7 protein-coding genes are annotated in these 12,300 nt (G+C 54.0%); 6 read left to right on the plus strand and 1 reads right to left on the minus strand.

Going from position 1 to position 12,300, the window contains the following annotated elements; all coding sequences use genetic code 11:
• Positions 1 to 19 precede the first annotated feature (19 nt).
• On the minus strand, positions 20 to 4,867 hold the full coding sequence (locus AC27K1_RS18140) for an NAD-glutamate dehydrogenase (protein WP_487152203.1): 4,848 nt from the start codon (positions 4,865 to 4,867) through the stop codon (positions 20 to 22).
• A gap of 218 nt (positions 4,868 to 5,085) precedes the next feature.
• On the opposite strand from AC27K1_RS18140, the gene AC27K1_RS18145 reads away from it, so the two are divergent.
• Genes AC27K1_RS18145 through AC27K1_RS18170 form a run of 6 tightly spaced genes read left to right on the plus strand, consistent with a single transcriptional unit; the run spans position 5,086 to position 12,151 of the window.
• Entirely contained in the window at positions 5,086 to 6,045 is a 960-nt protein-coding gene (locus AC27K1_RS18145; RefSeq protein WP_487152245.1) for an AAA family ATPase, read from the plus strand.
• Positions 6,046 to 6,059: 14 nt separating this feature from the next.
• Positions 6,060 to 7,010, plus strand: a complete 951-nt coding sequence (locus tag AC27K1_RS18150; RefSeq protein WP_487152204.1) for a DUF58 domain-containing protein — start codon at positions 6,060 to 6,062, stop codon at positions 7,008 to 7,010.
• Positions 7,007 to 7,507: a DUF4381 domain-containing protein gene (locus AC27K1_RS18155; RefSeq protein WP_487152205.1), complete on the plus strand. Its 501-nt coding sequence runs from the start codon at positions 7,007 to 7,009 to the stop codon at positions 7,505 to 7,507. Before AC27K1_RS18150 ends, AC27K1_RS18155 begins: the two co-directional genes overlap by 4 nt.
• The gene (locus AC27K1_RS18160; RefSeq protein WP_487152206.1) at positions 7,500 to 8,519 is read left to right on the plus strand and encodes a vWA domain-containing protein; all 1,020 of its coding nucleotides are present in this window, start codon (positions 7,500 to 7,502) and stop codon (positions 8,517 to 8,519) included. The genes AC27K1_RS18155 and AC27K1_RS18160 overlap by 8 nt, the downstream gene beginning before the upstream one ends.
• On the plus strand, positions 8,520 to 10,394 hold the full coding sequence (locus AC27K1_RS18165) for a vWA domain-containing protein (protein ID WP_487152207.1): 1,875 nt from the start codon (positions 8,520 to 8,522) through the stop codon (positions 10,392 to 10,394).
• The gene (locus AC27K1_RS18170; RefSeq protein ID WP_487152208.1) at positions 10,388 to 12,151 is read left to right on the plus strand and encodes a BatD family protein; all 1,764 of its coding nucleotides are present in this window, start codon (positions 10,388 to 10,390) and stop codon (positions 12,149 to 12,151) included. The genes AC27K1_RS18165 and AC27K1_RS18170 overlap by 7 nt, the downstream gene beginning before the upstream one ends.
• Positions 12,152 to 12,300: the final 149 nt, after the last annotated feature.

Genomic DNA, 12,300 nt, shown 5'->3' on the forward strand with positions numbered 1-12,300 from the left:
TTCAGAATACCTGACTGATTTATTGACCGCAGCTCTGGGATAAAACTGCCAGTTCCTGGGCTGCCACCATGTACATGGCCAGCTCATCATTGTTATTGCCTGTCTGCAGCTCGCCAAGAATACCCATCCAGCGATCCACCAAGGGTTGATTCTCACCGATCCAGTTATCCAGACGAGCAGGCAGATCACCGGCTGCATGTTGCATTTTTAATAGTGCAACCGTCAGGGAACGCTGCTGGAACGACAGTTCATCCCGCACACTTTCACGGGCCAGTGACTGCCAGTGGTTCCCCACATCCAGCCGATTCAGTTCCTGGTAGAACCAGTTCAGCTCCAACCTGTCACCCACCGCAAAGAACATCGCGGCGACACGCTCCAGTGGTTGACCCGTCTGTTCGGCGGCCTGAATGATCGACAGGAAGCTGAACATATGGCGTAATCCTGCAATCACTCTTGCCAAGGCTTCAGGAACGCCCTGTTGGGTGTATTCCCTTACGCCTTCTTCCCAGCGCTTGCGCATAGCGCCGCTGAGCAGCGTATCATGCACTTTCATCAGCACCTGGATGCGGGAACCATAGTAATCCACCGCTTCCCGGGCTGGACGTTCGTGCACTTCAACACGCAGTAACCAGCGCGTTGCTCGACGGAGCAGGCGCAGGAACTCCATCATCATCCGCTGCTGCAACGTGGCATCAAGCTGGTAATCCAGCTGTTCGATCTGCTGCCAGTAGTGTTCCATGCCAAAAATATCACGGGCAATCACAAAGGCCCGGGCAATGGCTGCCGCATTCGATCCTGTCGACTGCTGCATGCGATTTATGAACGTGATACCCATGGTATTGATGATGCTGTTGGCAACCTGGGTCGCCACAATTTCGCGCCGCAGACGGTGATTCTGTATGGCATCGCCAAACTGTTCCACCAGCGTGGCGGGGAACGCCGTTGTGACTGCCTGTGCCAGGTAATCATCATCCGGTACACGGGAGTCCACCAGCTGTTCTTTCAGGTCTGCCTTGCTGTAGGAAATCAGCACAGACAGCTCCGGGCGTGTCAGGCCGGCATTTGCGGCAATGCGCTCATTCAAACCTTCATCGTCCGGCAGGAACTCAATAGCACGATCCAGCTTGCCCTGTGACTCCAGGTAATGAATGAAACGTTTGTATTCTTCCATCTTTTCCCGGGCTTCGAGTTCAGCCAGGGAAATGGCCTGCGCCTGGCGATAGTTATTGCCAAGCACAAGATCAGAGACTTCCTCTGTCATAGATTCAAGCAATACATCCCGTTGCTTGCGGGTCATATCACCACGGGCAACCACTTCATTGAGCAGAATCTTGATATTGACTTCATGATCCGAACAGTCGACCCCGCCGGCGTTATCAATGAAATCAGTATTCATCTTGCCACCCTTGAGGGCGAAATCGACCCGTCCCAGCTGTGTCAGCCCGAGGTTGCCACCTTCCCCGACAACACGGCAATTGAGCTCATCACCGTTGATACGCAAGGTGTCATTGGCACGGTCACCCGCATCTGCATGGGATTCAACACTCGCTTTAACATAAGTGCCAATGCCGCCATTCCAGATAAGGTCAATCGGCGCGCGAAGAATGGTACTGATCAATTCCGTCGGTGTCAGACGCTTTTCACTGATGCCAAAACAGGTCTGCATCTGTGGTGTGATTTCAATACTCTTGGCACTTCGTGAAAAGACGCCGCCACCTTCTGAAATCAGTGACTTGTCATAATCTTCCCAGCTGGAGCGAGGCAGATCGAAGAGACGTTTACGCTCTTGCCAGGAGGTCGGCGCATCAGGATTCGGATCCACAAAGATATGCAGATGATTGAATGCGGCCACCAGCGCAAGGGACTGAGAGAGCAGCATACCGTTGCCAAAAACATCGCCGCTCATATCACCAATGGCAACGACGCTGACACGGTCTTTCTGAACATTGATGCCCTGCTCCCGGAAATGCCGTTGTACCGAAACCCAGGCGCCTTTGGCGGTAATGCCCATTTTCTTATGGTCATAACCGGCGCTGCCGCCAGAGGCAAAGGCATCGCCTAACCAGAAGCCGTAACTTTCCGCAATTCCGTTGGCAATATCAGAGAATGTTGCCGTTCCCTTGTCCGCGGCCACAACCAGGTAGTAATCATCCTCATCATGACGAATGACCCGATCGGGATAAACTACTTCACCGTTTACCAGGTTGTCTGTGACATCCAGCAAGGCCTGGATAAATATTTTGTAGCAGGCAATCCCCTCGGCCATGATGGCATCACGGTCACCCGAAGGCAGATGCTTGGGTACAAAACCGCCTTTTGCACCAACAGGCACAATAACCGAGTTCTTCACCTGCTGTGCCTTTACCAGACCCAACACTTCTGTCCGGAAATCTTCCACCCGGTCTGACCAGCGCAGTCCGCCCCTGGCAACCTTTCCACCTCTCAGGTGGACGCCTTCAACCCGTGGAGAATACACAAAGATCTCAAACATCGGTGCGGGTTTGGGAATATCGGGAATCGCCATCGGAGAAAACTTGAGTGCCATATAGTCCAGCGGTTCGCCCTGTGCATCCTGACAATAAAAGCTGGTACGTAAGGTGGCGCACATGACATCTACAAACCGTCTCAGGATACGGTCCTGACTCAGTACACTGACCTGCTCAAGGGCTTCATAAATGGACTGACGAATAGTTTGTTCACGGGAATGACGCTCTGTCTGACCCAGTCCAAGATCAGGATCAAACCGGGTTTTGAACAGATCCAGCAATTGACGGGTAATCGCAATATTGCTGTAAAGCGTTTCCGCGATGTAATGCTGACTGAAACCAAACCGGATCTGTTTCAGGTAGCGTGCATAGGCGCGGAACATCATCACTTCACGCCATTCCATACCGGCAGCGAGAACAAGCCGGTTAAACAAATCATTCTCAGCCTGCCGGTACCACAGTTTCCGGAAAGCATTCTGGAACAGGCTCGCAACTTTCTGAATATCCACTTCGCCTGAAGCCTGAGAAAAATCCAGAGAAAAATCATGCAACCAGATGGCGTCGCCAGAAGACTTGCGGAGGGTATAAGGGTATTCACCCACAACCTTAAGCCCAAGGTTTTCGAGAATGGGAATCTGGTCTGCCAGTGGTAACGCTTCGCCAAAGTGGAATACCTTGAAGTGCAACCGGTGATCCTGGTCCATCGGCCGGTGAAAACTCATCGCAAGGGGATTGTCGGCATTCAGCTTACGAATATGTTCGACATCAGCCACCGCCAGCAGTGGGCTGAATACTTCCTTATAACCAGCAGAAAAACCTTTGGCGAAATCCTTAATCAAGCGGTTACCCAGCACTTCACCCCGTGCTTCCAATACCGCTTCCTTGAACTCATCTTCCCAGGTATTGGCTGCACGGATGATTTCATCTGTGATGACCTGCTGATTGATCTGGGCTTCACCGGACGGCGCCAGACGCAAGACAAAATGCACACGCGCAAGCGTAGACTCAGAGAAATAAGTGGTGAATTCACTGTCCATGGCATTGAGGCGACGACAGAAAATCTCCTCCATGCGATGTCTCAGTTCAGTGCTGTAAACTTCCCTCGGCACATACACCAGCACCGAGCAGAACAGGCCATTACGGTCCCGGCGGATAAACACCCGAATCCGGTTTCGTTCCTGTATTTTGAGAATACTGATCGCGGTGTGAAACAACTGTTCCAACGGCATCTGGAACAGTTCTTCACGGGGCAGGACCTCCAGGATCTGGGCCAGTTCTTTACCGTGATGGGTACTTGGATCAAGCCCTGAGCGAGCCGTGATTGCAGCCATTTTCCGGCGCAGTACCGGAATACGCCAGGGGCTTTCCTTATAAACCGGCGAGGTATAAAGCCCCATGAACCGGCTCTCGCCGGTCACATTACCCTTCTCATCAAAGCGCTTGATAATGACAAAATCCGGGTAAGCAGGCCTGTGCACACTGGAACGGAAAGCGGCTTTACCAAAAGAAAGCACCGTCTTATCGGTAAAGAAATCCCTGTCGATATAGGGTTCTGCCGTATCACTGGTATTTTCATCAGTACGACGCGGTCGTAACAACCCTATACGGGATTCCATGGGTTTACGGATCCGACGCTGGCCTTCTTCATTACGGACTTCCACTTCTTCATAGGCCAGAAAGGTAAACTTGTTATCCAGCAACCAGTTCAGGTAGGCGATGGTTTCAGTGACTTCCTCGTTCTGAGGCATCGCTGACAGCTCTTCCACAAGCCCCTTGACCTTGGCACAGATAGGGCGGTAACCGCTGACGGCCAACTTCACATCGGATAGCACAGCTTCCATATCCACCCTGAGAGATTCCAGCTCATCAGGGCTTTCCAGACGATCCACTTCGATATAAACGAATGCCTCGCGCCGCGCCGCGCCATTATCGCGGTTGATCGTACAGGTTGGGGCCAGACTCATCATCTGATGCTGGTCATCCCGGGTGATCAGCGCCACGCCATTACGGATATGGTGAATGGTTGAGCCGCGCTCGTTCAGACGCATGCGCAAAGAATCAACGATGAACGGCATATCTGGATGCACCAGCTGAACAATCGTGTGTGTTGAGTGCCAGCCATGATGCTCATGATCAGGATTGAAGACATCCACCCGGGGTGTCTTGAAATCATGGTCCTGAAGAAACCGCCAGAAAGCCCGCGTACAGCCGGAAAGATCCCGTTGACGGTATGATTTCAGGTCATCCATTGACGTGATATTAAAGAAAATCTCCAGAAAGGCCGTAAAACTCGAAGACTGCTCACTGGCAATATGACTGGACAGCTCCTTGCCCAGCGCAGCAACAAACTCCTGTTTATTATCGGCGTACAGATGGCTCATACAACTCAATCCCTGATCAGTGGCACGCTACAGAAAATTATATAGCCTGCAACAATGACCAGCGGTTTTTGCGGGACTTATGTACACTAAATGGAACTTTTCCGTCATTCTGTTGTCAGAAATGGCTGAGACTTGAAAATTCTGCCCGCGGGACACATTAAAAAGGTATTCCGCGCTTGTACCATCTGCAGGCACCATTTACAGGAAAACGCATGTCGATGTCGCCCTTCACAGCACTGAACCAACTCCACGACTACCTCAGCAAGGTCATTATCGGCCAGGAGCATCTGCTGGAACGCCTGCTCATCGCCTTGCTCGCCGATGGCCACCTGCTGGTCGAAGGCGCGCCGGGCCTGGCCAAGACCAAGGCGATCAAGGATCTGGCCCGCGGGCTTGAAGCTGAATTTCAACGTATCCAGTTCACACCTGATCTGCTCCCGGCAGATATCACCGGAACAGAGATTTATCGCCCTGAAGATGGCAGTTTCCGGTTTCAGCAGGGACCGGTGTTCAACAACCTGGTGCTGGCAGATGAAATCAACCGGGCGCCCGCCAAAGTGCAGTCCGCCCTGCTGGAAGCCATGGCGGAGCAACAGGTCAGCGTCGGCGGCACCACACACAAGTTGCCCTCACTGTTCATGGTCATGGCGACCCAGAACCCGATTGAGCAGGAAGGCACTTACCCCTTACCGGAAGCCCAGCTTGACCGATTCCTGATGCATGTGCGGATCAGCTATCCGGACATAGCCTCGGAAAAGGCCATTCTCCAGCTGGCCCGTGGTGAAGCCCTTCATCAGGATATCCAGCCACCTGCCCATATCGCCCAGGAAACCATTTTTGCGGCTCGCCGCGCAGTGCTGGAGCTGCACATGGATCCGGCGGTTGAGGACTACATTGTCCAACTCATTGATGCCACCCGCCGTCCCGGCGCTTACCGGGAAGAACTGGGTAACTGGCTCGATTACGGCGCCTCCCCCCGCGGCACCATTGCCCTGGATCGCTGTGCCCGCGCCCATGCGTGGCTGAATGGCAAGGATTTCGTCAGTCCGGACAATGTGCAGGCTATCGCCCACGATGTGCTGCGTCACCGGATCATCCCCAGCTATGAGGCGGAGGCCGAAGGCGTCACCACCGACCATATCATCGACCAGCTACTGGCCCGAGTTGCCGTATCCTGAGCGGAGGACGCTTGATGAGCGGCGCTTACACCAGCCTTGAGGAACTGGCCCGACTGCATGTTTCCGCCCGCCGACTGCCCAGCCTGCGGCAGGGAACCGCCCAGGCCCAGCAAAGTGGCGGTCATGCCTCCCGACTTCGCGGCCGGGGCATGGATTTTGATGAATTCCGTAACTACCAGCCGGGCGATGATATCCGCACCATTGACTGGCGTGTCACGGCACGGTCCGGCAAACCTCACACCAAGGTATTTCGTGAAGAACGGGAAAAGCCGGTCTTCTTCCTGCTGGACCAAGGGCAGTCCCTGTTCTTTGGTAGCCAACTGAATTTCAAATCTGTGACGGCGGCAGAAACCCTTGCCTTGCTGGCCTGGCAGGCACTGCATCGTGGTGACCGGGTGGGTGGTTTTCTCTATAACGACACTGAACACCACGAATTCAAACCGCGTCGGGACAAGAAAGCCGTATTGCGATTGCTGCAGCAGGCGACAGATATGAATCTCGCTCTAAGCCTGAAGCCAGTTGCCAACACTGCAGAAGAAAATACTCTGGTCCACGCACTGAGGCAGACCCGCCGAATTGTGAAACCCGGTTCATTGATTGTGATGATCAGTGATTTCCAATCCCTGGATGATCGTTGCCAGCGCCAACTCTCCCTGCTTCACCGGCACAGTGAGGTACTTGCTATCCGGGTTCAGGATCCCATGGAATCCAATCTGCCACAGGATGGTCTGTATACCATAACCGACGGCACCCGAAGCAGGCAGCTTGACACCCGTTCAACACAGAATCGAAGCCAGTATGCACGGGAAGCCACATTCCGGCAGGAACATCTGCAGAACACCATGAACCGATTGCACATCCCTCTCCTCTCGCTAAATTCAGCGTTACCGACGGATAAGCAACTGTTCGCTGTTCTTCAGGGTACGCCGACACCACGTCGACGTCAGATGGAGGATAGCCGGTGAATCCAACGGATCCCCTGCAGCAGGCGCTGGCAGCACTCCGCCCCAACCATCTCCCTGATCCGGTAACCTGGTGGCCACCCGCTCCCGGATGGTGGTTGGCAGGGTTTATTCTTCTTGCTGGTGCCGGAATAACCACATTCCTGCTGTACCGCCACTATGCCCGTAACCGTTATCGCCGGGCGGCTTTACTGGAAAGCCAGAATATCGCCGCAGAGCTGGAAAACGGCGGAGACAACCATGTACTGATTAGTCACCTAAACCGACTACTCAAGCGAGTAGCACTGTCAGCCTGGCCACGGGAAACCGTTGCCGCCCTGCATGGTAATGAGTGGCTCGATTTTCTTGATAAAACCTCTCGTTCGAATGATTTCACAACAGGTCCCGGGCAGGTCTTTGGCGATGAACGTTTTGCGCCCGGTGAACACACGCTGAATCAGACTGAGATTGATCAACTTCAGCGTTTAGTCGAACGCTGGATAAGGAAACACCATGTTTGAGTTGTACTGGCCCTGGATATGGCTGCTATTGCCACTGCCATTGCTGGTTTATCGGTTTACACCGCCTGCGGACGAGCAGCACCAGGCCGCGCTTCAGGTTCCGTTTTACCAGCAGGTGGAACAGGCGTTGCCGGGCGACAGTCCAGCCCATCTCACCCGTAACCTGTGGCGGAAAGGGTTACTGATAGCCACCTGGCTATTGCTGTTACTGGCCGCCAGCCAGCCACGATGGGTAGGCGACCCTGTCAGCCTACCGGTCACCGGCAGGGATCTGATGATGGCCGTGGATCTCTCCGGCAGTATGGAAATCCAGGATCTTGAACTTCAGGGTGAATCGGTGACACGACTGGATGTCATCAAACATGTGGTCAGCGATTTCGTGATGCAACGCAAAGGTGATCGTCTGGGCCTGATCCTGTTCGGCACCAATGCCTACCTGCAGACACCCTTAACCTTTGACCTGAAAACCGTCCAGACACTATTGAATGAAGCCACCATTGGTATCGCCGGTGAAAAGACCGCGATCGGCGACGCTATTGGTCTGGCCGTACGCCACCTGCGCAAGCGGCCCGAAGACCAGCGCATCCTGATCCTGCTGACCGATGGCGCCAATACGGCGGGCGAAGTATCACCGGACCAGGCCGCTGAGCTGGCAGAAGAGGAAAAGGTGCGTATCTACACCATCGGTGTTGGCGCTGATGAAATGATCCAGCCCGGTATCTTTGGTTCCAGTTTTGGCGCCCGACGCGTCAATCCCTCTGCGGATCTGGATGAAGACATGCTGACCAAAATCGCAGACCAGACCGGTGGCCGCTACTTCCGTGCGAGAAACACGGAAGAACTTCAACAGATTTACGGTCTGTTGAATCAACTGGAACCCGTCGAACAGAGCAAGGAGACCTTCCGTCCCGTGCAATCGCTGTATTACTGGCCCCTGGCGGCTGCCCTGCTCTGCAGTTTTGCGCTGGCGCTGTCCTTCCTCCTGCCCACTATCCGCAGGAGGGTACGCTGAATGGACGCACTGGTAACGACGCTGGCGCAGTTTCACTTTATCCGGCCACTCTGGTTACTGATGCTGATTCCGGCAGCAATAACCGGCTACCTCCTTTGGAAACGTCAAACACAGTCGGGTAGCTGGCAGAAGGTTATTCCCCGGGAACTCCTGCGCCACCTGATGCCCGTCAAGCCCGTTGGCGCCAGCCGCTGGCCTTTGATCGGCCTGACACTCGCCTGGATGGTTGGCGCAATCGCTTTGGCAGGGCCCACCTGGCGACAAATCTCAACACCGGTTGAAAAAAGCCTGGCGCCACTGGTGTTGGTCGTGGATCTTTCCCGCTCCATGCTGGCGGCAGATATCCAACCAGACCGGCTGACCCGAACCCGACACAAACTGCTGGATATCCTGAAGGAGCGCAAGGAAGGACTAACGGCACTGGTCGCTTACGCCGGTGACGCCTATACCGTAGCGCCACTGACCGATGATAACGGGACACTGGCCAACCTGGTGAAAGCGCTATCGCCTGACATCATGCCAGTGCCCGGCAGTCATCCGGTCAGCGGCATTCAACAGGCTGTTGATCTGCTTGCACAGGGAGCTGGTGAGTCGGGATCACTGCTGTTATTGACCGATGGCATGTCTGCCCCAGAGCTGACCGCAGTCAACAAAGTCCTGACAGGTACGAACCATACACTGAACATTATCGGTGTCGGCACAGCAACCGGTGCACCTGTCCCTGATGCCTACGGCGGGTTTGTTCGCGACAGCAAGGGCGCCATCGTCATGAGTCGGCTGGACGCGTCACAACTCCAGACACTGGCTCAACAGCACCATGGCCAATATCGCACCATGAGCATTAACGACAGCGATATCAATGCCCTGCTCCCCAAACCCAACACTTTCAGCAAAACCGTTGCTGTCGATCGACAGTTTGATCGCTGGCATGACGAAGGATTCTGGCTGGTGCTCTTATTATTGCCGATAGCCGCGCTGGCTTTCCGGCGTGGATGGGTATTGCCAATCATTCTTGCGACAACGCTGCTCCAACCGGACACCAGCTATGCGGATGTCTGGACCAACCTGTGGGAAACACCGGATCAACAGGCCGCAAAATTACTTCAGGAAGGTAAGGCGGAAGAAGCCGCTGATCTGTTCACAGATCCACAGTGGCAATCTGAAGCCCTGTATCAGGCTAAAGACTATGAAGCAGCCGCTAAAGGATTTGCGGACTGGGACAACGCCGATGGCTTTTACAACCAGGGCAATGCCCTGGCCCGGGCCGGAAAACTGCAGGAATCCCTGGCCGCCTATGATAAAGCACTGGAACTGTCGCCCGATATGGCCGATGCCAAGAGCAATGCTGAACTGGTAAAGAAACTGCTGGAGCAACAGCAACAGCAACAGCAACAGCAACAGCAACAGCAACAGCAACAGCAACAGCAACAGCAACAGCAACAGCAACAGCAACCAGATCAGGGTGACGATCAGGAAACCTCCAGTAAACAAACCGGAGATCAGGAGGGCGATCAAAAACAGAATGAACAGGATCGTTCTGATTCATCGCAGGATCAGTCAGCTAACGACGATAAGGATGCGTCGAATCAGGAGAACACCTCAGACCAGCAGCAAAAAAACAGGCAAGACGAGCAATCCTCCGAGCAGGAGCAAGCAGCCCAATCTCCGACTCAGCCTGAACAACAGGACGAGCAGTCACAAGACGATCAGCAGCCCTATGCGATGGATCAACGACAGGAAAACACCCAGTCACGCCAGGAAGTCGAAAACTGGCTGAGACGCATACCGGATGATCCCGGCGGTCTGCTGCGCCGGAAGTTCGAACAGCAGCAACAGCAACGCCAACCCGCTCCCCGGGGAGAACAAACATGGTAAGGAAGACTTTCATTCCATCACTGCTGTCCGTCCTGGTGACAGCGCTTCTGATGCTTTCAGCCACACCTGCACTGGCTACGTTTACCGCCAGTGTCGACCGGAGCGTCATCACCCAGAACGAAACACTGGACCTGACCCTGCGGGTGGACAGCCAGTCGTTCCGCAGCCAGCCGGACACCACGCCGCTAAAGAAAGATTTTGATATTCTGGGCAACCGGCGCAGCAGCCAGTTCCAGATGATTAATGGCAAGACCGAATCCTGGACAGACTGGATTATCACCCTGGCGCCCAAACGCACCGGCGCCATCACAATTCCGGCCCTTTCCTATAACGGTGAAACCTCTGAACCGATTCATATTGATGTTCGTCATGGCAACACGACCGCAGGCAGCACCAATAGTGTTTCACCGGTCTTCATGCAGACGTCATTGAGCCGTCAGGAGCTCTATATTCAGCAGCAAACCGTGCTGACCCTGAAAATTTATTACAGCACCCAGCTAGTCGGCGACAGCAGCCTGACACCACTGGAAGTCAATGGCGCGATTGTTCAGCAACTGGGCGAAGTCAAAAAATACGAAGAGTTGGTTAACGGTCGTCGCCACGGGGTGTTTGAAGTGCAATATGCCATCAATCCCCAGGAAAGCGGTACACTGACGATCCCATCGCTGACTTTCACCTCAAGCATTGCGACCGGCAGTGATCCGTATAACAACTTATTCTCCATGCAACGGGCGAGACCGGTGCGCGCCCAGTCGGCGGATATCAAACTGGACGTCAAACCAGTACCTGACGATTACCCTGCCAATGCCCCCTGGCTCCCCGCCAGCAATCTGCGTCTGACCCAGAAATGGAGCAGTAACCCGGATGATCTTAAGGCCGGTGACTCAGTAACCCGAACCATTACGATTGAAGCGGAAGGCCTGACGGCTGCCCAGCTGCCGCCAGTAACACTGCCGACAGTATCCGGTCTGAAAACCTATCCGGATCAGGCACAGAATGAAGACCTATCCGGCACGGATGGGATTACAGGGAAACGCACGGAAGCCATTGCACTGGTTCCTACCCATGCGGGCACAATGACACTGCCGGCAGTTCAGTACACCTGGTTCAACACCACGACAGGCAAAGTGGAACAAGCGGTATTGCCGGCAACAACGATTACCGTTGCCCCCGGCAATACACTGGCAACACCGAGCCTGCCAACGCCAGTAGCGACCACTACCGCTTTACCGGACAGCGTACCAACGCAGACAAATGTCCCTCTCGATTTAGGGGCTCCCATGACCAAACAGGGATCCTCCTTACCCTGGATTATCGCAACAGCCGTTTTTGCCCTGCTTTGGCTGGTGACACTCGGCTTGTATATCAGGGGCAGGAAAGTATCGATCAGTGATGGGGGTGATAGCAGCCCCTCACCGATGCCATCGGAGAACCTTAGTGAAAAAGCCGCTTTCCAGCAGTTGCAACAGGCCTGTCAGAACAACGATCTGTTGCAGATAAAACAGCGATTCATTGCCTGGGCTGGCAGCTTTAACAATCTCGATAACCTTTACAGCCTGTCTGCAGCAGCAGATAGCTTTGATCATCAGGAATTAAACGATTTATTGAACGGCCTTGAGCAGTCGCTCTACTCTGGCAAATCGGAAAACACATTCAACAGCGCTCGATTACAGGAAATAGTATCGAATTTGCGTAAAACACACGCGCGCCAGAAACACCATTCCAGGGATACGGCTCTCTCACCGATCAATCCCTGACCTGCCTTTGTTATCCGGATTATGAAACCACACGTCATAATCCGGATTTTGCTTTATCTGATTTATACACATACAAACATCCAAAGAGCTTCCAGGCAGCAACAGAAATAGCACTGCAAAGACCATGCGCTTATAGTTAGATGACGCTT

The organism is Kistimonas ophiarachnellae (assembly GCF_057552235.1).

Coding starts and splice junctions, on each gene's coding strand:
- AC27K1_RS18160 (WP_487152206.1), top strand. CDS start 7,500: ATGTTTGAGTTGTACTGGCCCTGGATATGGCTGCTATTGCCACTGCCA.
- AC27K1_RS18170 (WP_487152208.1), top strand. CDS start 10,388: ATGGTAAGGAAGACTTTCATTCCATCACTGCTGTCCGTCCTGGTGACA.
- AC27K1_RS18165 (WP_487152207.1), top strand. CDS start 8,520: ATGGACGCACTGGTAACGACGCTGGCGCAGTTTCACTTTATCCGGCCA.
- AC27K1_RS18150 (WP_487152204.1), top strand. CDS start 6,060: ATGAGCGGCGCTTACACCAGCCTTGAGGAACTGGCCCGACTGCATGTT.
- AC27K1_RS18145 (WP_487152245.1), top strand. CDS start 5,086: ATGTCGCCCTTCACAGCACTGAACCAACTCCACGACTACCTCAGCAAG.
- AC27K1_RS18140 (WP_487152203.1), bottom strand. CDS start 4,867: ATGAGCCATCTGTACGCCGATAATAAACAGGAGTTTGTTGCTGCGCTG.